The sequence below is a fragment of the Ligilactobacillus salivarius DSM 20555 = ATCC 11741 genome, assembly GCF_001435955.1.
Classification (GTDB): domain Bacteria; phylum Bacillota; class Bacilli; order Lactobacillales; family Lactobacillaceae; genus Ligilactobacillus; species Ligilactobacillus salivarius.
Map to the genome: position 1 here is coordinate 54,132 of NZ_AYYT01000007.1, position 26,402 is coordinate 80,533.

A 26,402-nucleotide genomic window follows, 5' to 3' on the forward strand; every position below is an offset into this window, starting at 1 on the left:
ATTTAATCTATTATAAATTTTAACATACAAAAACTAGTTTAGGTCTAATTTATTGACTGAATATTTTTGACCTAGGTAAACAGTTAAAACTGATAATAAGATTAATACGATGATGCAAGTAAGACTAGCTTCAATACCAAAAGCACTACCATTTAACCAAGGATGGTGAGGCACAGAAGTGGACTTAAATAATAGTTCTGTCCCACTAATTCCAGAAACTGGAGTACCAAAGAATGGACCTTCAGCAAAATTCCAAGCACCATGGAGAGCACCACATAGCCAAAGATCACCTGTATAAAAACGAAGCAAGGCTGTTAGAATACCGAATGCAAGTAGACCGACGAAACCTTCGAGAGAAACACCAGCATTTCCTAAGTGACCACTCGCAAAGAAGAGAGCACTGAGAGCAATTGCCCAAAATACACCTAATTTTTCAGTAATTCTTCCTTGAACATAACCACGACAAACAATTTCCTCAGTAGTTCCTTGGATGAGAAATCCAATAAGCATTAGTACAAATAAAACAACATTTTTACTCGACCATACAATCTTAGTAGTAAAACCTCCACCAAAAACAGCAACGGCAAAAATTATAGCAAAAGTTAGAAAACCTATGAGGTATCCTATACCAAATTTTTGAGCAATTTTATCTTTTTTAAATGGCATAACAATATCAAGTGCATCTAAATTATTTTTAGCACGATAATAAATAAGGAGATATATAGGAACGATAATCTCGCCTATTAAAGTGATAGTTAGAAATACAGGAGTATCAGTGGAGGCACCAGGATTTGATGCGGAACTGAATCCCATGGCAAAGCCTCCTGGAATACTTGCTAAACTCAAAAGTAAGAAAGCAAGTATTAATGTCTTAATGACAAATAATGTTTTTTTCATAAAAGCAACCCTTTCCTTTAAAGTTATTACAAGTATACATTAATTATTAACGATAAACAAAATTCGATTAATAAAAAAGAATTGACTTGGAGTTAACTCAAAGGTGTATGTTAATGATGAAGGGAAGGATGGCATATGACTAAAAGTTTAGTGATATATTTTTCAATGACAAATAATACTAAAAAAGTAGCAGAGATGATAGCCCAAGAACTAGGTGCTGATACATATCGCATTCAAGCTAAGCAACCATATACTTCTGAAGATTTGAATTGGCATAACAATAATAGTCGTGCTAATCGCGAGCAAGAAGATAATAATAGTCGTCCAGAGTTTGCAGGACAACTTCCAGATCTTACAAAATACGATAGAATCCTTATTGGACATCCTACATGGTGGGGAATTCCTCCACGTATAATTAATACTGTAATTGAAAAGCTTGATTTGGGTGAAAAAGAAGTCGCAACCTTTTCTACATCAGGTGGGTCGACTTATGACCAAGCACAAAAAGTAATGAATGAGTTAATCGGATCCGATGTTAAGCCTGGCTGTGTTTTGAGTTCTAAAAAAGATGTTGAAAATTGGTTACGAGATATTGATTTTAAGTAAGATGGGGTAAAAAAATGGCAAATTTTGAAAAAGAAGTAAAGAATAATATATTTGGCTTTGGTGGTAAGAATGTTGATTATGCGAAGTATTTTATAGGTGAAAGCTATTTAAAATCCCTAGTTGGAGAAGATGACATTGATGTGCATGTTGGGAATGTCAGCTTTGAACCAGGATGTCGTAATAACTGGCATATTCATCATAATGGTTATCAAATTTTGTTGGTAACTGATGGAAAAGGTTGGTATCAAGAGGAGGGAAAAACAGCTCAATTGTTGAAAGCTGGCGATGTAGTTGTAATTCGTGGAGGTGTGAAGCATTGGCACGGTGCAACTAAAGATAGTTGGGTTAATCACGTTGCAATTACTAAAGGTAACAGTGAATGGCTTGAACCTGTTAGCGATGAAGAATATGACAAATTAGGATAGGAGGAAATAAAATGGTTGAAAAACAAACTGCTGGACGTGATAATTTAGGAGATTTTGCACCTAAATTTGCGGAATTAAATGATGATGTATTGTTTGGACAAGTGTGGTCACGTGAAGATAAGTTGAGTCCAAGGGATAGAAGTTTCTTAACAGTAACAGCTCTAATTTCTCAAGGTGCTTTTGAACAATTAAAATATCATATGACTAAAGCAAAAGAAAATGGCATCACAAAGGAAGAAATTTCTGAAATGATTACTCAGTTAGCATTTTATGTAGGTTGGCCTAAAGTTTGGTCAGCATTTGGAATTGCTAAGGAAATTTGGAAATAAAAGACTAAATGATTTTGGAAAATATCACTATATCAAAAATATATAGTGGTATTTTTTTATTAATTTCAAATTTAGTGTTGACATTATATTCCATATCACATATTATTATGACATAATAATTAGAAATAGCTAAGAAAAGATGAGTAATTAATGTGAGTATCACTAAAGAGAGTCGTGAATGGTGAGATGCGATGTGTTGAAAGCTTAATGAAGATGGTCTTGGAGCTAGATTATCTGTGAGCCATGGCAAGCAGATAACAGGGGTCGCCTGTTATAGCGAACGAGTATAGCTTGTACAGTGTACTTAGTGAGGATATTACTGTGAGGTAGTATCGAATAATGGGTGGTAACACGTGAATTAGATGATAACACGTCCCTAGAATGACAAAAGTTGTTCTAGGGGCGTTTTTTTATGCCAAAAAAGAAGATAGGAGAGATTTTTATGACAAAAGATGTATTACATTACGATACTGTAGGAAGTTTTTTAAGACCAGAAAAATTAAAGCAAGCTCGACAAGAATTTTTAGAAAATAAAATTTCAAGAGAAAAATTAAAACTTGTTGAGAACGAGGCAATTGCTGATTTAGTTGAGAAGGAAAAGCAACTTGGATTAAAAGTAGTAACTGATGGTGAGTTTAGAAGAAGTTATTGGCATCTAGATACTTTTTGGGGATTTGGTGGAATTGAACATACTATTCCAGAACATGGATACTTTTTCCATGGTGAAGAAACAAGAGCAGATTCAGCAACAGTTTCAGGAAAAATTCATTATGTAGAAAATCATCCTGATGTACAAGCATTTTCATATCTAAAAGAATTAATTAAGGATGATGATGACGTAACTGCACGTCAAAGTATCCCAGCTCCAGCGCAATTATACGTAGAACTTTTCAGAGATGAGCATAATAAGAAAATTACAAATGAGTTTTACCCAGATCACAAAGAATTAGTGGCAGACATCTCTAAAGCTTATCGTGAGTTAATTCTTGATTTGTATAACCATGGTTGTCGTGATATTAAACTCGATGATTGTACTTGGGGAGTTATCGTTGATGACGATTTTTGGAATGTTTTCTCAGAAGACGGAAAGTATACAAGAGATGGTTTACAAGATTTATATCTTGAATTAAATAATGGTGCTTTAGTAGATCTGCCAGAAGATTTAAGAATAACGACACACATTTGTCGTGGAAACTATCATTCGACTTGGGCATCTAAGGGAGGTTATGAACCAGTTGCAGCACATGTTTTTGCTAAAGAAAATGTTGACGCATTTTATTTAGAGTTTGATGATGAACGATCTGGAGGCTTCGAGCCATTGAGATTTGTTCCAAAAGGTAAAGAGGTGGTCTTAGGAATTATTACAAGTAAGAAACCAGAATTAGAAGATAAAGAAGAATTGAAGCAAAGAATCAAAGAAGCTGCTAAGTATGTTGATTTAGAAAATCTAGCTTTAAGTACACAATGTGGATTTGCTTCAACAGAAGAAGGAAACAAGCTAACAGAAGAAGATCAAGAAGCGAAAATCAAGTTAGTAATAGAAACGGCTAAAGAAGTTTGGAAATAATCTAGAAATTTAAAGATTGCTAAGTATTTTACATATAAGGAGACTGATATTATGAGAAGAAAAGGTTTATTAGGATTTATTGCAGTAATTATTGTGATTGCAGTTGCAGCATTTTTCACTTTTGGTCATAAAAAGACTGAAGCTAAGAAAACAGTGACAGTAGGTGTAGTTGGACAAACTAATCAAGATGAAAAAATTTGGAATCAAGTAAAGAAAACAGCTAAAGAAAAGTATGGAGTAACAGTTAAAATTAAAAACTTTACAGATTATAATCAGCCAAATAAAGCTCTACAAAATGGCGAAATAGATTTGAATAGTTTTCAACACAAAGCTTTCCTAAATGCGTGGAATAAAGCCAATAAAGGTACCTTAGTTCCAATTGGAAATACAGTTATTGCACCAATCAGATTATATTCCTACAAATACAAAAATATTAATGAGTTACCAAAGAATGCAACAATTGCTGTTCCTAACGATGCATCAAATGAAAGTAGAGCATTGTACGTATTAAAGAATGCGGGATTAATTAGTTTCAAGAAAGGAACTGGAAAATTAGCAACAATTGCCGATATTGATAAGAATCCAAAAGATTTAAAGATCAAAGAATTGGGAGCTGAACAAACAGCTCGTTCTCTAAATGACGTAGATGCCGCTGTAGTAAATAATACTTACGCTATTCCAGCAAAATTAGGTGATAAACAAACAATTTATACTGAACCATTAAATAAAGATTCAGAACAATGGATTAATGTCATCGTAGCTAATAAGAAAGACAAGGATAACGAAGCATATAAAGCAGTGGTTAAATCTTATCAAACAGATGCTGTAAAGAAATTAATCCACAAAGCTTATGGTAACAGTGAAGTTACAGCTTGGAATTTAAAACTAAAATAGAAGTAAAGGGGACTATGATGTATGGCGGATATTATTACATTAGAAAATATAGATGTCACATTTAAACAAGGGAAGCAAGTCGTTAATGCTGTTAAGAATGTCAATTTAAATGTTGAAAAGGGAGATGTTTTTGGAGTAGTAGGTTATTCAGGTGCTGGTAAATCCACATTAGTACGTACAATTAATCTACTTCAAAAGCCAACTTCAGGAACTGTAAAAGTGAATGGAACATTGTTATTTGCGGATAATAAGCAACAAATTAGTAACAAAGAACTTCAAAAGCAAAGACGAAGCATAGGAATGATATTTCAACATTTTAATCTTCTAAATGAAACAACAGTAGTAGATAACGTAGCTTTTGCCTTACGTCATAGTTTTTTATCCGATAAAGAAATTGAAGAAAAAGCTTTAAACTTATTGAAACTAGTAGGATTAGAAGATAAAGCAAAATTTTATCCGATTCAATTATCTGGTGGGGAACAGCAAAGAGTAGCAATTGCAAGAGCTTTGGCAAATGATCCTGAAATATTGATTTCTGATGAATCAACTTCTGCGTTAGATCCACGAACGACAAATCAGATTTTAGATCTTTTAAAAGAACTCAATGCAAAATTAGGTTTGACCATAGTTTTGATTACCCACGAAATGGATGCTGTAAAAAGAATAGCTAATAAAATAGCCATTATGGAACATGGAGTGATAATTGAAAAAGGGAAATTGCGCGATGTATATCTTCGTCCTAAAGAAGAATTGAGTCGACAATTTGTGGGAGGATCACTCGCAGCTATCGAAACCTTGAAAGCATTCAATTTAGGTAACCTATCACCTGATCAAAAATTATTTCAACTTGTCTTTTCTGCAGCAAATGTTACAAAGTCAATAATTCTTGAATTATATAAAGAGTTAGGATTAGACGTGTCAATGTTGTATGGAAATATTGAAGTTTTAGAGAGTGAACCTGTAGGAACTATGTTTATTTTAGCTAAGGGAGAACCGGATAAACTCGATAAAGTTGCAGATTATTTGAAAAAAGAAAATGTTGAAGTAACAAGAATTGATGAACGGGGGATTTGGAATGACTAGTATTATTGAAAAATATTTACCCAATGTAGCAAATTTGGGCTGGACTGGTGATAGTGGTTGGTGGACTTCAATTATTCAAACACTTTATATGACTTTATGGCCTGCAATTTTTGGTGGGATTTTAGGATTGATTTTTGGAATTATCTTAGTAGTAACTAAGCCCAAAGGAATTTTAGAAAGCAAGCTCTGGTTTAGTATCTGTGATAAATTAGTTTCACTATTTCGAGCTGTTCCATTCATTATTTTACTAGCTGTTATTGCCCCAGTGACTAAACTAATTGTTGGTACACAAATTGGAACAACGGCAGCAATTGTTCCTTTATCACTGGGAGTTTTTCCATTCTATGCTCGACAAGTTCAAGTAGCATTAGAAAGTGTAAATAACGGTAAAGTTGAAGCAGCACAGGCCTTAGGAGCAACTAATACAGACATTATCCTAGATGTATACCTGCGAGAAGCGCGATCAGAACTCGTTAGAATTTCAACAGTAACTCTTATCAGTTTAGTTGGTTTAACAGCGATGGCTGGTGCGATTGGTGCTGGAGGTTTAGGTAATACAGCTATTTCTTATGGATATAATCGTTTCAATAACGACATAACTATTGTAGCGACATTATTAGTTCTATTGATAGTTATAGTAATCCAATTAGTAGGAGATTTTTTAGCAAACATATTAAATCATCAAAAGAGATAGTTTTCAAAATTAGATAAAATCTAAGAATCGAGGCTAAAATTATGGAAGAAAAAGAAAAGATTAAAATTTTGCAGGATTTAATCCAAATTAATTCAGTTAATGGAAATGAATTAGAAGTAGCAGAATATTTACACAAGCTTTTTGCAAAATCAAATTTAGAATCAAAGGTTGATGAATTTGGTGATAGAAGAGCTAATTTAGTACTAGATGTTGGACAAGGCGAAAAAGTACTAGGACTTACAGGACATATGGATACTGTTGCATTAGGAAATGAAGATAAATGGAGCTATCCCCCATTAGAAGCTAAAATTGATGGTGACAGATTATATGGACGTGGAGCGGCTGATATGAAGAGTGGCTTGGCAGCTTTAGCAATAGCAATTATTGAATTATCAGATTTTGGAAAAATACCAGGACATATTAGATTTATTGCAACTGCTGGCGAAGAGTATGGTACACCAGGAGCTAACAGGCTAAGAGATTTAGGAGTAGCTAAAGATTTAGATGCATTAGTTGTAGGTGAAGCAACTAATGGAGATATAATATATGCACACTCTGGAAGTTTTAATTATCGCATCGTAAGTCATGGGAAATCCGTTCATTCATCAACACCAGAATTGGGAAATAATGCATTAGATGCTTTAGTTGATTTTGCTGCTATAGAACGTACACTTTTTGATGATGTTCCTCGCGACCCATATTTAGGTGAACTAAAACATAGTGTAACTATTTTAAATGTGGGTGAACAAGTTAACACAATTCCTGATGAAGGGGAACTTTATGGAAATATTCGTCCAACTAGTGCTTTTAATAATAAACAAATAGTTGAACGTTTAAAATCAGCGGTAGATGAAGTGAATGATAAAAATGGGGCTAAACTCACTTTTGAATTAATTCATGACTGGTATCCTGTTGTTTCAAATCCAGAAGATGATTTTGTACAGACAGCATTAACTGTTAGTCAAGAAGTATTCTCTAATTATGTTGAAGGCAAGCAACCAGAATTGATAACAATGAATGGGGCTACTGATGCATCTGTTTTTGTAAAAGATAACACTAATTTACCTGTTATAATTTTAGGACCTGGTGAAAGTAATGTAAGCCATCAGATCGATGAATATACAACGATTTCTAGTTATTTAGCATTGGTAGAAATTTACAAACAAATAATATTGAGATATTTTGAATAAAATAAGGGTTGGAAAAGATAATTGTCGCCTTTTCCAACCCTTAATTATTATTTATTGAAATTCAATAACATCGTCAACACTGTAACGAGTAGATTTAATGTCAGTGGACTCACTATCTGCTTTACCAACAGCAATTGCCATAACTGGGACATAACGTTTTGGATCTAGCCCTAAAGCAGTAGCAGCTTTTTTAGCATCATATCCAGCAATTGGATTAGTATCGTAGCCATGAGCACGAGCAGCTAGCATGAATTGCATAGCAGCTAAAGAACTATCAACCATAGCATCAGCAGTTAATAATTGTTTATCGGCATTTTCATACAATGGTAAGAAAGTATTAAGGATACGATCTAATTCTTCCTTACTAATTTGTTTTTGTTCGTAGATGTTTTCCCATAAAGCACGATATTTCTTAAAAGCTAGAGTATCACCGAAAAGCATTACAATAGCAGAAGATGTTTCTAACTGTGGTAAATTGAACTTCATGAAGAATGAACGTAATTTATCTTTTCCTTCTGGAGTATCAACTACGATGAAATGCCATGCTTGTAAGTTACATGCAGAAGGAGCCGTAATAGCATTGGCAACCATTTCTTTCAATTCTTCACGAGGAATTTTTACAGAAGTATCGAATTTACGTACTGAATGACGACCTAACATTACACTTTCGAAATCATTGTTTTTGAAATTAGTCATGATAATTCGCTTCCTTTGGTTCTATAATAGTAATCGTTTTCACATAATATTATATCACTAAAATAGTTATAGAAAAAAATTCAAAATGATAAAACTGTTTCTTTTTATTGCAAAATAAAAGAACTATAATACAAATGAAAACGTTTTAAAAGAATGGAGTGATTTTCATGAGTAGTTTTGTTGCTAATGAGGAAGAGATAAGAAACTTTCTTTGTCGTCCTAATATGAAGAAGCAAGATGGAATAATGTTTGCCTATGTAACTTCAGCTGAGAAGTTAGCTGAAGTGGTGCCTAAACCTTTGAAAGTTGTAGCACCTGTCATCATGGGCTACGTCACCCATATGGGAGATCCAACTTTTGCTGCTCCATATGATGAAGCTGTATTGTATGCGTTTGTTAGTTATCAAGATAAGATAATGGGAGCCTACCCATTTGTCTTATATCTAAGTGGTGAAGGTGCAGAGGAGGCGATGATTGCTGGTCGCGAAGGTGCATGTATGCCTAAGAAATTGGCAGATGATATTAAAATAGAAAAATCAGAAAATAAAGTACAAGCTAAAATAATCAGACATGGTACAGAAATTTTGAACTTAAAGTGGGAAGCTGGAGTGCCTAATGATATTGAAACAGTTAAGAAAATGTTTGGTAGCCAAGTGAAATTAGGTGAACCATCAGAAATGGCAAGTTTCTTCATTAATTACGATATTGAACAACAAGATGATGGATCTAATAAGTTTGTAAATACTGAGTTAATTGCAACTCAAAGTACAGGCTTAACTACTGATATGGAAATTGGAAAAATAGATATGAAACTTACTTCCAGCGAAGATGATCCTTTAGCTGAATTAGAAGTACTTAAGCCAGTTGGTGGCGCACATTACAAGATGGACTATTCCGTTATGCATAAGACTCTGAAGCTAGACTCTCTTAATCCAGAAGAAATTGCTCCATACTTGATTACTGGACACTACGATAGAACTTTCGTAACTAAGCAAGATTAACGAGAAGGTGTAGATTATGAGTTTTAAGAAAATTACAATTGCCGGAGCAGGTACATTAGGTAGTCAAATTGCATTTCAAGCCGCATTCTATGGATTTACAGTATCTGTCTGGAATCCGCATCCAGATCGTGCAATTAGAAGATTGAATAAAGTTCAGAAGATGTATAAACAAGAGATGGGGATTACGGATAGTGATGTAAAAAGAGCGATGAAGAATATTGTTGAGATTACTAATGATATGGAAATCGCTACTAAAAATACAGAATATGTGATTGAATCAGTACCAGAAAATCTAGAAATAAAAGGGATTTTCTATCAAAAAATGTGTCAGGTACTGCCTAAAGATGTAATTTTAGCAAGTAATAGTTCAACTTTAGTACCTAGTCAGTTAGTGAAATTTGTTGATAGACCAGAAAAATTTTTGCATATGCATTTTGCAAACCATATCTGGAAATTCAATACTTCTGAAATTGTGGGTAATGAAAAAACGGATAAAGAAGTTATTGATAAAGTGGTAGAATTCGCTAAAGAAATCAATATGTTACCAATTGTTTTAAAGAAAGAACAATCTGGATATATAATGAATTCTCTATCGGTACCATACCTAAATGCTGCTCTAGGATTGTGGGCTAAAGGAGTTGCAGATCCAATGACAATTGATAAAGATTGGATGAAAGCTACAGGTTCGCCGATGGGACCATTCATGTCACTGGATGCAATTGGATTAAGAACAACATATGCGATCTTTAATGCACATGCTGAAGATGCAGCAGCTAAAGCAATTGCTGATAAATTGAAGCAAATGATTGATGAAGGTCATTACGGCATTGAAGCTGGCGAAGGATTTTATAAGTATCCACATCCAGCCTATGAATCAGCAGATTTTTTGAAGGTATAAAAGCATAAAAATAGTATCAGAGAAGGATATATTATCACTTCTTCTGATACTATTTTTTAATCTTCATCTTCTTGTTTTTCAGCAGCTAAACCAGCTAAGTTCAAAATGTTCCAAGGTTTGTCGAAACCAGGTTGGAAGAAGAAATCTTCATAAGCTAAATCATAAATTGTTTGCTTAGTTTTAATTGCAAGTGAGATAACATTGATATAAGCTGTTAAGTCATGCTTGGAAAGAATTTGACCACCTAAAATAGCTTTTGTATCTGGATCATAAGTCAATTTGAACCAAACGTGAGCATTTTCTTCTTCAGGAACAAAGTCCATTCTGAAATCATCTTCGACTACTACTGAACGTACTTGTTTACCTAATTTTTGAGCATTTGTGGCATTCAATCCACTTGAAGCAAATTTATAATCAAATACTGATAATGCAGAAGTTCCTTGTACTCCAGGGAAAGGATGGAGAGGAGCTTCTAAATTCTTAACCGCAAATCTACCTTGCTTACGAGCATTAGTTGCTAAAGCGATGTTCAATAAAGTATTTCCTGGATTGTATTTAAGTAATGTTGCATCGCCAACTACAAATACATCATCCGCGCTTGAACGCATAAAGTTATCAGTCTTAACGATTCCATTTGGATACATTGCAAGTTCGCCTTTCAGCCAAGCTGTATTTGGTTTAACACCAGCCGCAACAATAACTAAATCTGCAGGATATTCACCCTTATCAGTTTTTACACCTGTAACGGTATCTTCGCCTAAATATTCTTGAACGAGTTGATTGCCATGAACGTGTACATTGTTTTGAGTAAGTTCAGGTTCAATTACGTCAGTCAATTCTTTATCAAGATATGTAGCTAATGGTCGTGGTAACATATCTAGGACTTCAACCGATTTACCTGCTTTGGCAAATACTTCGGCAGCTTCGATACCAATATATCCACTTCCGATAACAACAACATTTTTAACATTGTTATCAAGAACTTTTTCTTTAAGTTTAACTGCCCAATCATGTCCACGCATGTAGTAGACATTTTCAAGATTTTTGCCAGGAACGTCTAATTCCATTGGAACAGCACCAGGACTGAGAATTAATTTATCATAATTTTCAGTTCTAACTTCACCTGTTTGTAAATCCTTAACTTCGATTTCGTGGTCTGCACTATGTAAGGCAATTACTTGTGTTTGTTCGAACAAACTTACACCACGACTTCGAATGGCTTCAGGAGTCATATAACGTACTTTATCAGCACTATCAACTTTGCCTTCCAAAAATAGCTGCATGCCACAAGATAGGAATGAAAGGAAGTCACCTTGTTCATACCATTGGATTTCTGCGTCAGGATAATCTTTTAATAAACCTTCAACCGCTTCATAACCACCGTGTGATGAACCAACAACAATAACTTTCATGAAATCATCTTCCTTCAAAATATATTTTACACTATTTAATTATAGAACGTTTTCACAATATTTCAAGTTAAATTTTGCACAAAGTATTATTTTTTTTGAATCAAATCAATTTGTTACGATTCCATAATCGAATCACAAAATATGACTCGATTCCAGAAATCAAATCATAAAATATGACTCGATTTGGTAAATCGTTGCAAATTCTCCATCTAATTCTTTTGGTAATTTCTAAATTTTGGTTTTACAATAAAAGAGTAGAAATAGATCAAATACAATGAGGTAGAGTAGAGATGGCAAATAAAATACTAAAAATTGGTACTACTTCAACAACTGAAGAATACGTACCATTACCATGGCTTGCTAGCAATGTTTATAGTGGAATTACAGCATCAGAATTAGCAGCTTTTGTGTTGCCTAAAGCAGATGAAGTTGCTTATCAAAAAGCCCAAGAATTAATGGTAAAAGACGGTTTGCGGGTTCCAGTAATTTTAGTGGATGCTGGTGAAAGTTTGTCGAAAGAAGAACTTCAAGATAAGGTAGCACAAGCAGCACAACAATATGAAGCAGAAAATGTACCTGGATTTTTGCGTGATTTAATCAATTTTGCTGATGAAAAACCAGTTAGTTATACAACTCCAGGGCATCACAATGGACAATTTTATGAAAAACATCCAGCTGGTGTAGTATTCAAAAAGTTCTTTGGAGATAATATGTTACGAGCTGATGTGAGTGACACAGTGGCAGAATTAGGCGACACCTTAACTCATGGTGGTACTCCACTTGATTCTGAACAAGAGGCAGCACAAGCATTCAATGCTGATAAAGTTTACTATGTAACAAACGGAACAACTAGTTCAAATACAATTTGCGCAAATGCTGTTTTATCAGAAGGAGACTTGGTCTTATTTGATAGAAATAATCACAAGTCTTTATACAATAGTGCGCTTATTATGACTGGAGCTAAACCTGTATATCTTCCAACAAGTCGTAATCCTTTGGGACTAATTGGTCCGGTAATTAGCGATGACTTGGATGAAGAAAAAATTAGGGCTGAGATTGCTAAAGTTGATCCAGAAAGGGCTAAAGCTAAAAGACCGTTTAGAATGGCAGTTTTACAGCTCGAAACATTTGACGGTGTTTTCTATAATGCGAAGTGGCTATTAGATAAGATTGGCAAACTTTGTGACTATGTTCTCTTTGACTGTGCTTGGGGTGGTTACGAACAATTTGTAAATATCATGAAGCAACTATCACCACTACAATATAAATATACAGCTGATGATCCCGGAATTTTAGTTACACAATCTATTCATAAACAACAAGCAGGCTTAGCTCAAACTTCGCAAATTTTGAAGAAAGATGCACATATTAAGGGGCAAAAGCGTTATGTAGACCATAAACATTTCAATAATGCTTATTTGAAATATGTAACAACTTCTTATTCCTATCCAATTTATGCATCATTGACAGTGAATACAGCTTTGGCTAAGGGTGAAGCACCTAAAAAATGGTGGGAAGAAGCTATGAAGAAGGGAATAAGATTTAGAAAAGCTTTGAATCAAAAGTCTAAATTATTCAAGACCTTAAATGCCCAAGAAATAAATGAAAAGTCAGAACAAGAATTAATGGATAACCTATCTTACTGGAAGATGGAAGAAACAGATGATTGGCATGGATTTAAGGGAATAGCTAAAGATGAAGCAATTATCAGTCCATTAAAATTAACTGTAGTTTGTCCTGGAATTAACTTAGCAACTGGTAAATACGAAGAAACAGGGATACCTGGAAAAGTTATTGGAGAGTATTTAACAGAAAAAAGAGTAATTACATGCAAGTCTGATTTGTATTCAACATTATTCTTGTTGACTCCTGGAGAAAGAGATGCTGATTTAGAAGCACTGTTAACCTCATTTTTAGAATTTGAAGAATATTACTTGCGAGATGCACCATTGGAACAAGTATTACCACGATTGGTTAAACAAAATCCTGAACGTTATCGTAATTATACAATTAGACAACTTTGCCAAGAAATGCATGAATATTATGCTAAAAATGAAATCTACAAACTTCAACAAGATTTGTTCTTAAAGAAGACTTTCCAAGATTATGAAATGACACCAGCTGAAGCAGATAAGTTATTTATGAAGAATGAAGGAGAGTTAGTAGATTTAGATGAAATTGAAGGAAGAGTAGCTCTTGAAGGTGCGCTACCATATCCACCAGGAGTATTTATTGTAGCCCCAGGTGAAAAATGGCAAAAGATTGATGTGGATTACTTTAAGATCTTAATGGGTGCTATTGATAAATTCCCTGGATTTGATCCAGAAATTCAAGGCGTGTACTTGAATAAAGATACTGGGGTAACAAAGGCTCAAGGATTTGTGTTATAGTGAATAAAAAGCGACATTTTTGTGTCGCTTTTTATTTTATCGAATTGTTCTTAAACCTATTAGTAATCATAAGCAGAACGATTTTTAATTTTGAAAGTAACGGTTTTATCATCTGCATATGGTCCTACCTCTGTGTTAAGAAGGTAGTCTAAAAATCCAGAATTAAGATGGACTTTATCTCTATCCAAAGTTAGAAATCTAACATCATGTGTTTCAAAACCCTTGTTTCTCTCTTTTTCTATGCTTTTGATAGCTTCAGCGTTAACTTTATTGTCATCAGATAACTTTTTAGCTTCTGTTGCTGTTAATATCTCTATTGGTAAAGAAGAGGTAATTTTATTTTGCTTAGGTGTGGTAAAGTCGATATTTAGTTTTACCATAGTGCCTTCGATAGATTTTATTACATAACCATTGTGTTCCTTTATTTCAGTAGTAAAACCTAGTTTTTCTAGTAATACTGCAATTTGTGTAGCTATTGAATCAAAGCAATAAATAAAGGTTGAGGCCTCACCTCTATCGGCATCTAAGCATATATTATTTGCAGCATAATTTAAAATTGCCAAATCTATATGGCTTGTTTCCATTGTAACTACTCCTTTCTTACTTCAAAATTAAGCAACTTAATATTATCACTTTGCTGGAATTTTCCAAGCAAAAATAAATTTATTAATTAGTTGGGCTAATTTAAACATTTACATTAAATTAAATTTTTTCTTAGATTTTTCTCATATATTTGTTGACAAATGAGAAAAAGCACGTTAATATCTAAGTACAAATTGAATAAGATATAATAAACGATGATGAGAAGAGATCTGACAGAAGTATTATAAGAGAGCTTCGTAAGGTGAAAGGAAGTATACGGAGTCAGTGAGAATGGGCTCGGAGTTAGAGTAAATGGTGCAAGCCATTACTCCGTTAGAATACGATATAATTTAAGCTATTAAGCTAGTGAGGTTGTTTTAATTAACAACGAACTAAGGTGGTACCGCGGTTTTCGCCCTTATATTTGGGTGAGAACCGCTTTTTTATTTTTAGAGAAGGGGTTGATAGGAGATGGTTGATACACCAGCAATTAAGTTTGAAAACATCTCAAAGACATTCCAAACGGCTGATAATGAAGTCAAGGCTGTACAGAATGTAAATCTTGAAATCAAATCCGGTGAAGTATTTGGAATTGTCGGCTTTTCTGGAGCAGGGAAAAGTACATTAGTTAGAATGTTAAATGGATTAGAAAAACCAACGGAAGGTAAAATTCTTATTCATGGTAAGCGAGTAGATAATCTTGCCGGAAGAGACTTGCGTGAACAAAGAAAGAAAATCGGAATCATTTTCCAACATTTCAATTTACTTTGGTCACGAACAGTTTTGGAAAATATTACTTTTCCGTTAGAAATTGCACATGTTCCTAAGAACGAAAGAATTGAGAAAGCTAAGAAATTAGCAGAATTAGTAGGATTAGGCGATAGATTACATGCTTATCCTAACCAATTATCTGGGGGACAAAAGCAAAGAGTTGGTATCGCAAGAGCATTAGCTAATGATCCTGAAATTTTAATTTCAGATGAAGCTACAAGTGCTTTGGATCCACAAACTACTGAAGAAGTATTGGATTTACTTGAAGATATTAATCGAAAGTTAAATCTAACAATTGTAATTATTACTCACGAAATGCACGTTATTAGACGTTTGGCTGATAAGGTGGCAGTAATGGAAACAGGTAAAGTTATTGAAGAAGGACCTGTTTCAGAAGTATTTACTCATCCTCAACAAGACTTAACGAAACGTTTCGTTAATGCCGAAGTTGATACAAATAATACACCTGATGTCAAGGAAGTTGTAAATCAACTTTTAGAAAAATACCCACATGGTCAATTGGTAGAGTTAAGATTCCATGGAGATCAGGTTCAATTACCGGTAGTTTCGGAATTAGTTAGACAATTTCCGGAAGTGCAGTTAAGTATCTTGGAAGGATCAATTCATCAGTTGGCCGACAAAGCTCGAACAATTGGAACGTTATTTGTTCAGTTAGTTGGTAGCGATGAAGATATTCAAGAAGCTTTGAAGTTCCTTGAAACTTTAAGAGTGGAAGTGAGGGTGATAAGTAATGAATAATCAAGGTATACAGTCATATTTCCAGTTTAAGAATGTTAACTGGCCAGATATGTGGAGTGCAACTTGGGAAACGATTTGGATGACAGTCGTATCAATCGCTATCGTCGCAATTTTAGGATTATTATTAGGTCTGCTATTATTTGAAACTTCAGGTAGTGATAAATTATCGGTTAAAATCTTGAATGTTATTGTTGGAGTATTTGTTAACATTTTCCGCTCCATCCCATTTATCATTTTAATCGTATTACTGTTACCATTAACACAAGTTTTGGTTGGCTCTATTACAGGAGCTAAGGCCGGAATTCCAGCTTTAGTTATCGGTGCTTCTCCAATGTATGCTCGTTTAGTTGAAATTGCATTTCACGAAGTAGACAAAGGTGTTATTGAAGCAGCAGTAGCGATGGGGGCTAACAAATGGCAAATCTTATACAAAGTGTTAATTCCTGAATCACTACCTGCATTGGTTTCAGGGATAACAGTTTCAACAATTGCATTGATTGGCTATATTGCCATGGCTGGGGCAATCGGTGCAGGTGGGTTAGGACAACTTGCCTATACCGATGGGTTCCAATCCTACAACAATGCGATAACATTAGTCGCAACTGTAATTATCGTTTTAATCGTATTTGTTTTCCAATGGTTAGGCGACTCAACAGTTAAGAAGATTGATAAACGTTAATTAATGGATGTTAAACTCTACATCAAAAAGGTAGTTTATAGAAAATAAAATTATGAGGTGAATGGATTATGAAGAAAAAAACAGTTTTTGGTTTAATTACATCAGTTGCAGCAGCTGCTTTCTTATTTACAGGCGTTTCTAAGGCAAATGCCGATACAACTTTAACAGTTGGGGCATCTCCAACTCCCCATGCTAAAATCTTGGAACATGTAAAGCCTGAATTAAAGAAGGAAGGCATTGACTTAAAGATTAAGAAGTATGACGACTACATTATTCCTAACAAGGCTTTGGCTAACAAGGAAATTGATGCTAACTACTTCCAACACACACCATTTTTAAATAACTGGAACAAGAAGAACAATGGTACATTAGTTTCAGCTGGTAATATTCACTTGGAACCAATCGGTGTATACTCCAAGAAGTACAAGAGTTTGAAAGATTTACCTAAGGGAGCAACAGTTAATGTTTCCTCTAACGTATCTGACTATGGTCGTATTTTGACAATCTTTAAAGATGCAGGATTAATCACATTAAAGAAGGGCACAAATATTGAAACAGCTAACTTCAATGATATTGCTACAAACAAGAAACATTTGAAATTCAAGCACTCCTTTGAAGCTAAGTTAATGCCTCGTTTATACAAAGAAGGTAAAGACGCTGCTTATGTAATCAATGCTAACTACGCTGTACAAGCAGGTTTAAATCCTTCTAAAGATGCAATTGCTCTAGAAAAGAAGAGTTCTCCATATGCTAACATCATTGCTGTACGTAAGGCTGATAAGAACAAACCAGCTATCAAGAAGTTAGTGAAAGCATTAGAATCCAAAGATACACAAAACTGGATTAAGAAAGAATTCAAAGGTGGAGTACTTCCAGCTAAATAATATTAAGAACTATTAAAAATTACTGGATCCCAATTAATCGGGGCCCAGTAATTTTTTTGCTTTTTTTGGAAAAAGTCGAATCTAGACACAGGACCAATTTTCTAATTTATGCAAATCAAGCGTTTACTTGCATAAATTAGAAAATTGGTCCTGTGTCCAAATATGGAAAATGGAATTATTTTAAAATTAATTTAGCCCTAANCAAATATGGAAAATGGAATTATTTTAAAATTAATTTAGCCCTAAAGCCGCGACTAGCATAGTAGGAATCTGCACCATTGTGATAAATGAAAGTTGTATCATAACGTCGATCACCAAAAATTGCACCACCAAGTTGGCGAATGTTATCAGGTGTAAATAACCAACTAGAAGTTTTAAGATCGACAGCTTGGATTTCTTGCAGTACATGATAGTCATTTTCAGTTAAGAGTTCTACTTGCCATTGATCACAAACTTCGCAGACACTAGACGCAGGTGGAAACTTTTTCCGATTTACTCGAGCATCTTTATCATAACAAAGGCTGCGTCGACCTTTAGGTGATTCCTTACTAAAATCAACATAAACAAGTTGCCCATTAATCACAGTAACATCAGGTTCACCATTACTTGCTTCAAGATAAGATAGACTAGTAATTCTTTCAGGATTATTTTCTAACAAGGGTACAATTTCAACCCATTTTATATTAGGATGACGAGAAATATTTTGATTAAAGCGATCTTCTAGAATTTTAAGTAATTCATCTTTTGAAATTAAGTTATCAACATGTTTTTCCATAATATTTTACCTATGTTTTTGTTTTTGTTCTTTCATTTGTTTCATACGTTTCTTGTAGAAGTACGCAGTAAATACTATTGTTAATAATGCACATAATACGACAAAGTCAATGAAAAACATCACTAAAGTAACTACGGCACTAGCTCCACTAATAACTAACCATGCAGAAATGCCAATACAAATAAGAGTTAATATTAGAAGAATGCTAAAAGCGATAGTAGCTTTCTTTTTTAAGTTATCCATAATAAAAAATATCATCCTTTACAAACTTGATATGAGATATATTATACCAAATTTACAGAGTGGTGCTATAATAGGTGGCATACAACTTAATGAACAAAAAAGGTTAAAATTCGAATAAATATGTTAAAATGTAAGTGAACAATAGTGAAAGGTGAATTATTAGAATTCATTAGAGGGCGAGTCTATGTTAGGAAGGAAAAATATAAAATTAAGAAGAGAAAAATTTTATGATAAGAAGCAAGTTTATGGCTTGAAAAAGTTATCAATAGGGACAGTCTCTGTTCTTTTGGGAATGACATTTATTGCTTTTGATAATCACACAGTTTCTGCGAATACAACAGATGCCGTCCAAGAGTCTGAAAGTACAAATAGTAGTGCTACATCAATCCAAAAGAAAACGTTAACATTAAAAACAAGTGCGACTTCAACATCAGATGTAAGTACAGCAGATACAACATCTACCAGTTCAAGTACTACCAACAACGCAACAAGTAATGAAACAAATACAACTTCAACTGCTATAAGTACTGCTGCTACTTCTACTAGTGAAGAAAGTACAAGTAGTCAAAATAATCAAGTTGTTAATTCTACAACTGTAGAACCAACAAATAATGCAACTATGAATAGTACAGATAATCTTGAGAAAAATGAAGTTGCACCAAGCATGCAAAAAGGAACACGACCAGTTACTATACCAACACATACTACAACCTCTTCAACAGATGTTAACGGTTTTATTTTGTCAATCAATCGTACAACTGTCGGTAATGATGGTGATGCTGGAAAGGATTTAAATATAATATTAACGGGTAAATTTCAACCAGGGGATATCTATACTATTAAGGTCCCAGTAACTAGCTTGGGGATTAATGATAGTGCCTTTACGCCTGAAAAATTGGGTGGTCAAGCTAAAGTTGTTATGTCTGATGAAATCATTGACGGAGAAAAATACAAGGTATATAAAGTAATATCTATTGGATCATATACAGTTACAGACGGACTTAGGATAATAGTTCCAGATGGCAATAATTATGCTGGACAGCCTAATGTAAATTCTTCAAATCATTTGGATCCAAATGGTCCAATTAAGAGACAAATATTTTGGAGTTATCAAAATAGTGATGATCCAAGTAAGGTAATTAATAATTATCCACTGGAATTTACTTCGGTTGTTCAGACTTCTATGACCCCAACTATTCGTCAAGTTAAGCCAGATCCCAAATATGTAAAGAATTTACGAGTAGATACAAGATATGATTTTGAAATTGACATCAATCAACCTACAGGGGTAGGAGAAAATGGTTATACTTCAAATAAAGTTAATAATGCTCAAAACTTAGGAACAACAATTAAAGTTCCAGTACCTGGCAATTTTCTCCTTGATCCTCAAGCAAGTATGGATGCTAGTAAGCTAGGATCTAACAGTGGGGTAACTTTCACTCAAGATAAAGCTGGCGGTGATGTAATTATTACAATTCCGGCTGGTTCAGGAAGTCAATTTTACCAGTACGATACAGGTTATCATTTAGTAGGTAAGTTTACACAAACAATAGAGCCATTTGGTAAAGGGGACTACAGTGCAAATGGATTAATTACTGTTGATCAAAAAATAAGAACTACTAATGGAGAAAAAGATTTAACCGCACAAGTTAATAATCCGTGGACAGTAACTTTAGTTGGTCCTAAATTTACTCCTCAAGACGGTCAATTTGAAGTAGTAATAGCTGGAAACAATATAGCTAAGCAATTTACTCAAAGTCAGCCAACTAGAGTCGTAAATTACTTTGGATTTCAAAATTCTACAGCTATTAGTTACACAAATAGTTTGCACATCGAGGCAGCATTCCCAGATGGATTAGATGTAACTGGGGTAAAGACTCCTGGAATCAATAATACTATGCGTCCAGGAACCACATCATATGCATATACTATTCAAACTAAGAGTGGCAAACTTTTATCAGGTGTAGTTAATGCAGGAGAGACAATTCTTGTACCAACAGGTGAATACATTCTTAAAGTAGATATAATACCTAATTATGTAGAAGTAGGTGCCTCTACAAAATATGGCGATGCTGTAGGTAATATTATTAAAGATAATATCGGAAACAGACAAGCAGATGATCCAGATATTTTTGAAGCATTAGGGACATTATCAGATGCAATGAATACCATGGCAGTAATTCCGCCTGATACAGTATTAACGACTAAGTTAGCGGTATTTTCACCAGACTTTAATAACAATACCTACTATACGCGTAGTATTGATCAAAAAGTTCAGGGATTGGATCAGTTGAAGGCATCAATTGGTGCATGGAGATATCAAACTAAAACAATGTATAATCCCCAAAATACAGATCCTAACTATTATGGAAAGTTTGATACTCACTGGTATGGAACGGGATATACAACTGATAGAATCTATGAGCCTATCATTTATTATGTTTTGCCTAAGTATTTTTCCTACTCTCGTGGTTGGGATGGCGTGCAGTTAAAAACAAAAGATGATAATGGAAAAGTAGTAGTTCCTAAATATTCAACCTACGTAGTTGATGGACGACAGGTTATAAAGTTTGACTACACAGGTACTGGATATAGTTTGTATACTCGAAATGAATCCACTAATCAGATATTTATTATGATGGATCCAGATGCAGTTGCAGGCAAATATCCTTATGATGTATATATGTATACTCGAACAGGATTAATTAATTACAATACAAAATATACAAGTTCGAATGTTACAGATTTGGTAAATCAATATACTGGAAATGTGATGACAAGTAGTATTCCAGGAAGTTTATATAAACTAAATACGGTTTATGAAAATTACTTTGTGGTTGATAAGCAAATTATCACTTATGTACCGGTAACATCACAAGGGAATCAAAATCCTAAGTCAGTTCTAGTAGGTACAAGTGATGATAAGGGAGATAACACTTTAAGTTACTACCTTAATATTGCCAACTATGATAGTAATGATCTTAGTGCAGCTAGATTGTTAATAGATTTACCACAAAAGAGTGATGGGGCAAGTAGCTATGACGTACATTTGTCAGGACCAATTACTTACGATAAGAGTTATGGTAATTTATCAGATGATGCGTATACTATCTTATACTCGACTAATATACAAAATTTGCCAAGTTCTTCAGTTAAGGGTACGCAGACAAGTTTAGAGGGATATGTACCTGCTGATCAAGTAACAGATTGGTCGCAAATTAAATCAATTATAGTTGTATTTAATGAGTCAATTCCTAGCCAAGATTATGTAGGACGTTTCATTGTTAAAGGGACAGATCCAACTTTCAAAGAAGATGCTGGAAAGATAGGGTATATTAAAGCTGCTCTTACTGGAGATAATTTCTCACCATTTACTGTCAATAATAGTGGAATTAAGATTCAAGGAACATCGACTGTTACAGCACGACTACATTATCAAGATGAGAATGGGGTTGACAAGTACATTGATATTCCAGCGATGACAAAAACTTATTCAGATAATGTTGATACCCTTAAAAGTAGTGACTTTAGTGCAAGTAGTGTCCCAGCAGATATGATTCCAAAAGGATACGAGGTATCAGGCTCGCCACAATTAATTATCATAAATAAAGATGATGTAAATAATGCAGCAAAATTTAATAGTTTAGTTAAGTACTATTTTGACGGGGATATTGTGCAATTTGAATTATCAGAAATTGTAACTACAGAAACTAAGAAAGTAACACAAAATGTTTACTATATCTATGATTCTAGTTCTGCTAAATATCAAGCTGGAGGTACTAACCTTGATAATGCCATTGTTGTTAATGGGCAGAAAGTTTCTCCAACAACAGTAACATATACTGTTACACGTAAAACTCATCAAGCTTCTGGAAAGAAAGAATACATCGTAGTAAACGATAAAACTGGTGAAGCATTAACGGTTGATAGTAACGGTAACTTTGTAATTCCAGGAGTTACAGCAATTCCTAGTTTACCAGGTTATACAGCAAATGGACTTGATGTAACTAATGCGCAAAGCAATACTAATTTTAATATTGATAATCAATTCCTAGCTAATACTGGAAGTGAAATAGATCTAAATAAGACGATTGCGTACACACCAAATAGTCAAAATTTGTCATATAGAATGTATAATATGACGCAAAAGAAATGGATTGCTGATAATCCAATTCCATTTATGAACGGTAAAACAGATGACGTGGTTGATGGTGGGATTGAAGCTTTAACTAAAAAAGTTCATGATTTCCTAGTCCCTAACGCTTATATTCTTAATAGAGTTAACTATTATGATGCAACAACTGGTAGCTTTGTTGATTTTACAGATGAACCTGGAACTGAAGGAAATTATGTTTTGAAAGTACCAGCAAACTTTAATAGTGATAACAGTAAAAATATAATTACTTTGTATGTAAGCGACCCAATATCATACAGTGCAGAAAATAAAGTAGTTACACGTACAATCACTTATCATGATAAAGATGAGAATAACGCGTTAATTAATACTGCTAATGCGAATATTAATAAGGATACTTATCCAGATACTACTACCGATACAATTACGTTTACACGTTATAAAGTAATTGATCAAGTTACGGAAAATTTTCTAGGCTATTACAAGCCTAGTCAGATGGAATCAGTCAATGGTAAGTTAGTCCCTAAAGCTGGGGAAGACTATATTCCATATACCAGCGATACAGCTAATGCAAGTTCTGCTTTCGAAATTTTGGTTAATGGTGCTTATACTACAAGTGCGAAATTTGGAGATGTTACACCTTATGATTTAACTAAATATGGATATCAGCCAGCAGTTGATATGAATGGTAATACTCTAACCATAATCACTGGTAGAACAGTGCAAGTAACTACAAGTAATTTTGAAGAACATGTCTTCTATAAACATCAATGGGCTAATATTAACCCTAATACTAAGCCACAAGAAGGGCAAAAAGTAGATAGTACTGATCCTAATAGTCCAGTCTATCCTAAGAATTCGTATGATTCAGAAGATAGTATTAGCACTGTTAATCGAATTATTCATTACGTATATGCAATAGGAACTAAAATTGATGGAGTAGACGTTAGCAGAAAGCCAGTCAATGGACTTAGTGATACAATTCAGATGATAACTTATTATCAAGATGCACAAATTGATTTAGTAACAGGTAATATTAACTATCTGGGAACTTGGAAAGCTGTGAAATCAGAAATTACGCAGAATGGAGTCACAACAATAATTCCAAATTACAATCAATTTACAGCGGTAACTTCTCCAAAAATTGATAATTATAAACCGGTCCAATCTACCATAGATGCGTTGACACCAAATAGACAGGACAAAACTTTAGATGTATATGTAATCTATGTGGCAAATACAACTTCAGTCGTGGTAAATTATCTGGATCAAGACAATGCAAATGGTGTAATTTTTGCTAAAACTTTGAATGGATCTCATGGTGATAAAATTGATTACACTACTACTGATGAGATTAAGACTTTAGAACAAAAAGGCTATGAGTTAGTTGATGATGGTTTCACCGATCAAACTGGTGATAAATACTATGATTCATCTAAATCACAAATTTGGACAGTTTTATTGAAACATAAAAAAGTAGTAATTACAGCTGATGATCCACATAGTAGTGATGAAAATCTTACTATTCCAGATGGCTATCAACATAATTATCCAAGTGGTATAAGTGAGCAAGATTTAAATACTACGGTTAGTCGTGAAATTGACTTTAAATACAATCAAGGTGTTTACCGTAATGGTACAGATGTCAGTGGACAGCAAGCAGTTGATGATAATGGAAACTTGATTGAGAATGTTGTGCAGAAGGTTCCTTATGTAAGAACTGCAACAATAGATTTAGTAAAATTAGCTGATAATAATCAAGCTAATACTGCAGTTACTTATAGTAATTGGGTAGCTAAAGATGGAGGCAGTGGTGATTTTGCTTCATTTACGGTGCCTGAGATTAAGGGATATCACGCTTCAATGCCAATAGTACCTGAAGTGACTCCAATAAAGGATATTCAAGGAAAGCCACAAAATGCAAAGAACTTGACTGTATTATATGATGCTGAAGATCGAACTATTGAAATTGTCTTTGTAGATGGAGATGGAAATGTTGTTGAACCACAATATCCAATTACTGGTAAAACAGGCGAGACTGTTCCAGTAACTGATGGAGATGGCAATCCAATCAAACCTCCAATGGGTTGGAAATATAAGCATCCAAATGATCCAGATAAAGTGGTTCCTGGAACAATTACTTTAACCCCAGATGGAGCGCCAGAGCTTAAAATTCCAATAGAACATACAACGGTTAAAGTTGATCCAAATGATCCACATGAAGCAAATACAGGAAAGAATCCTGATAATCCAATTAGACCATATCCAGCTGGTGTTGATAAGGATGATTTGAACCATACAGTTACTAGAACAATAATTGTTCATATGCCAGACGGTACAACTAGAGAAAAGGAACAAAAATTGCTTTTCCAACGTGGGGCAACTGTTGACGAATTAAATGGGAATGTTACTTATGATCCATGGTCACCTAAGAATGCAACTTTTGAAGCTGTACAAGCAGAAGATATTGTTGCAACACCAAGTGGTTATACTCCTGGACAAGGAGCTCCAATGGTAGAAGGAATAACTGAGGAAAGTGAAGATTCAACTTTTGATATTGTATATACTCCTAATGATCAACATGCAGTATTAAGAATTGTGGATAAGGATGTTACTGTTAATGGTAAACCAAAGGAAATATTTACAACATCTGCCACTGGTAAATATGGTACGATTATTAATTTTGCTGATTTAGATAATGAATTAAATGACTTGAAGTCTAAGAATTATCAAGTTGAAAATAACTTTAATAAAGAAACGAAATATCAAGCAGACGATACAAATAATGAATTTATTATTTATTTATCCCACAAGAAAATTATAGTCGGAGGTGGCGTGGCCGTCAGAGAAAAGATCTCTTACTTCTATGTTGATAGTGAGGGTAATAAACATCCAATCGCAGATGATTATATAACTGATGTTGGAAGTAGAGTGGTATTTACTCAAACTGGTATGTTGGACTTGGTAACAGGTGAATATACTTGGAATCATGACTGGAAAATTGAGAACAATAAGTTTGATACTGTTGCTAGTCCAAATATCCAAGGCTATGTAATTCGTCAGGGTATGGAAGAAGTTCCTGCACAGACGGTTTCGATATCTGAAGATGGAACTATTACAATTAAAGATGATAAGTTGGGTGGAAAAATTAGTAGAGTTTCAAGCGATGGTTCGACTGCAACTTATTTTGTATCATACGAGATGTATTATGATGCAGCTGACCAAAAGACAACAGTCACTTATGTAGATGATGATTTAGATGGAAAAACAGTTGGAACTGTACAAGAAATTACAGGTAAGACTTTTGAAAGTGTAGAAACTAATATTACTAATCCAGATAAAGATAAGTATGAGATAGTAAATGAGGACCAAATTCCAAATGAGATTGTATTTGGAACGAAGGGTTATCCAGCTATAACTGTTCATTTGAAACATAAACATAAAAAGATAACTAGAAATAAGACAGTAACTAGAACAATCCAGTATCAAGAT

Annotated in this window: 21 protein-coding genes; 15 read left to right on the forward strand and 6 right to left on the reverse strand. The window is 34.0% G+C overall.

Annotated features, from left to right (window positions below; genetic code table 11):
* Positions 1-33: 33 nt before the first annotated feature.
* Positions 34-897 carry a CPBP family intramembrane glutamic endopeptidase gene (locus tag FC55_RS04970; protein ID WP_003700795.1) on the reverse strand — a complete coding sequence of 288 codons (864 nt, stop codon included), beginning with the start codon at positions 895-897 and terminating at the stop codon, positions 34-36.
* Between the two features lie 135 nt (positions 898-1,032).
* Here FC55_RS04970 and FC55_RS04975 point away from each other — a divergent pair, with 135 nt between their 5' ends.
* The 8 genes from FC55_RS04975 (at position 1,033) to FC55_RS05010 (ending at position 7,685) form a co-directional block, all read left to right on the forward strand.
* Positions 1,033-1,503, forward strand: coding sequence for a flavodoxin (locus FC55_RS04975; protein WP_035150045.1), 471 nt, complete (start codon positions 1,033-1,035; stop codon positions 1,501-1,503).
* Between the two features lie 14 nt (positions 1,504-1,517).
* Positions 1,518-1,928 carry a cupin domain-containing protein gene (locus FC55_RS04980; RefSeq protein ID WP_003700798.1) on the forward strand — a complete coding sequence of 137 codons (411 nt, stop codon included), beginning with the start codon at positions 1,518-1,520 and terminating at the stop codon, positions 1,926-1,928.
* 11 nt (positions 1,929-1,939) lie between these two features.
* Complete coding sequence (locus FC55_RS04985; protein WP_003700799.1) at positions 1,940-2,257, forward strand: carboxymuconolactone decarboxylase family protein; 318 nt, start codon at positions 1,940-1,942, stop codon at positions 2,255-2,257.
* A gap of 442 nt (positions 2,258-2,699) precedes the next feature.
* Entirely contained in the window at positions 2,700-3,824 is a 1,125-nt protein-coding gene (locus tag FC55_RS04990; protein ID WP_035150070.1) for a 5-methyltetrahydropteroyltriglutamate--homocysteine S-methyltransferase, read from the forward strand.
* A gap of 51 nt (positions 3,825-3,875) precedes the next feature.
* Positions 3,876-4,718: a MetQ/NlpA family ABC transporter substrate-binding protein gene (locus tag FC55_RS04995; protein ID WP_003700802.1), complete on the forward strand. Its 843-nt coding sequence runs from the start codon at positions 3,876-3,878 to the stop codon at positions 4,716-4,718.
* Positions 4,719-4,739: 21 nt separating this feature from the next.
* The gene (locus FC55_RS05000) at positions 4,740-5,801 is read left to right on the forward strand and encodes a methionine ABC transporter ATP-binding protein (protein ID WP_003700803.1); all 1,062 of its coding nucleotides are present in this window, start codon (positions 4,740-4,742) and stop codon (positions 5,799-5,801) included.
* Positions 5,794-6,495: a methionine ABC transporter permease gene (locus FC55_RS05005; RefSeq protein WP_003700804.1), complete on the forward strand. Its 702-nt coding sequence runs from the start codon at positions 5,794-5,796 to the stop codon at positions 6,493-6,495. The genes FC55_RS05000 and FC55_RS05005 overlap by 8 nt, the downstream gene beginning before the upstream one ends.
* Before the next feature lie 41 nt (positions 6,496-6,536).
* Positions 6,537-7,685, forward strand: coding sequence for an ArgE/DapE family deacylase (locus FC55_RS05010; protein ID WP_003700806.1), 1,149 nt, complete (start codon positions 6,537-6,539; stop codon positions 7,683-7,685).
* Between the two features lie 51 nt (positions 7,686-7,736).
* Here the strand turns inward: FC55_RS05010 and FC55_RS05015 are convergent, their stop codons facing one another.
* A complete protein-coding gene (locus FC55_RS05015; RefSeq protein ID WP_003700807.1) occupies positions 7,737-8,381 on the reverse strand; it encodes a nitroreductase family protein in 645 nt (214 codons plus the stop codon).
* A 167-nt stretch (positions 8,382-8,548) separates the two neighbouring features.
* Between FC55_RS05015 and FC55_RS05020 the strand changes: the two genes are divergently transcribed.
* Together FC55_RS05020 and FC55_RS05025 are read left to right on the forward strand one after the other, a co-directional pair.
* Positions 8,549-9,382 (forward strand): acetoacetate decarboxylase family protein, encoded by an 834-nt coding sequence (locus tag FC55_RS05020; RefSeq protein WP_003700808.1) that lies wholly within the window; start codon positions 8,549-8,551, stop codon positions 9,380-9,382.
* Positions 9,383-9,398: 16 nt separating this feature from the next.
* A complete protein-coding gene (locus FC55_RS05025; protein WP_003700810.1) occupies positions 9,399-10,280 on the forward strand; it encodes a 3-hydroxyacyl-CoA dehydrogenase in 882 nt (293 codons plus the stop codon).
* A 56-nt stretch (positions 10,281-10,336) separates the two neighbouring features.
* Here the strand turns inward: FC55_RS05025 and FC55_RS05030 are convergent, their stop codons facing one another.
* Positions 10,337-11,692 (reverse strand): FAD-dependent oxidoreductase, encoded by a 1,356-nt coding sequence (locus tag FC55_RS05030; protein ID WP_003700812.1) that lies wholly within the window; start codon positions 11,690-11,692, stop codon positions 10,337-10,339.
* Positions 11,693-11,982: 290 nt separating this feature from the next.
* Here FC55_RS05030 and FC55_RS05035 point away from each other — a divergent pair, with 290 nt between their 5' ends.
* Positions 11,983-14,082 (forward strand): putative ornithine decarboxylase, encoded by a 2,100-nt coding sequence (locus tag FC55_RS05035; RefSeq protein ID WP_003700814.1) that lies wholly within the window; start codon positions 11,983-11,985, stop codon positions 14,080-14,082.
* 59 nt (positions 14,083-14,141) lie between these two features.
* Here the strand turns inward: FC55_RS05035 and FC55_RS05040 are convergent, their stop codons facing one another.
* Positions 14,142-14,666, reverse strand: a complete 525-nt coding sequence (locus tag FC55_RS05040; RefSeq protein WP_003700815.1) for a hypothetical protein — start codon at positions 14,664-14,666, stop codon at positions 14,142-14,144.
* Between the two features lie 469 nt (positions 14,667-15,135).
* Between FC55_RS05040 and FC55_RS05045 the strand changes: the two genes are divergently transcribed.
* The 3 genes from FC55_RS05045 to FC55_RS05055 all read left to right on the forward strand — a co-directional run bounded on the left by FC55_RS05045 (position 15,136) and on the right by FC55_RS05055 (position 17,757).
* Positions 15,136-16,194, forward strand: coding sequence for a methionine ABC transporter ATP-binding protein (locus tag FC55_RS05045; RefSeq protein WP_003700816.1), 1,059 nt, complete (start codon positions 15,136-15,138; stop codon positions 16,192-16,194).
* Positions 16,187-16,873, forward strand: a complete 687-nt coding sequence (locus tag FC55_RS05050; RefSeq protein WP_003700817.1) for a methionine ABC transporter permease — start codon at positions 16,187-16,189, stop codon at positions 16,871-16,873. The genes FC55_RS05045 and FC55_RS05050 overlap by 8 nt, the downstream gene beginning before the upstream one ends.
* A 68-nt stretch (positions 16,874-16,941) precedes the next feature.
* Entirely contained in the window at positions 16,942-17,757 is an 816-nt protein-coding gene (locus FC55_RS05055; protein WP_003700818.1) for a MetQ/NlpA family ABC transporter substrate-binding protein, read from the forward strand.
* Between the two features lie 220 nt (positions 17,758-17,977).
* Here FC55_RS05055 and FC55_RS05060 read toward each other — a convergent pair whose 3' ends face one another.
* Together FC55_RS05060 and FC55_RS05065 are read right to left on the reverse strand one after the other, a co-directional pair.
* Positions 17,978-18,532 carry a DUF4256 domain-containing protein gene (locus FC55_RS05060; protein ID WP_003700819.1) on the reverse strand — a complete coding sequence of 185 codons (555 nt, stop codon included), beginning with the start codon at positions 18,530-18,532 and terminating at the stop codon, positions 17,978-17,980.
* Positions 18,533-18,538: 6 nt separating this feature from the next.
* Entirely contained in the window at positions 18,539-18,775 is a 237-nt protein-coding gene (locus FC55_RS05065; RefSeq protein ID WP_003700820.1) for a hypothetical protein, read from the reverse strand.
* A gap of 184 nt (positions 18,776-18,959) precedes the next feature.
* Between FC55_RS05065 and FC55_RS05070 the strand changes: the two genes are divergently transcribed.
* Positions 18,960-26,402 (forward strand): mucin-binding protein (locus FC55_RS05070; protein ID WP_081036607.1); only part of this gene is annotated, 7,443 nt, incomplete at its 3' end.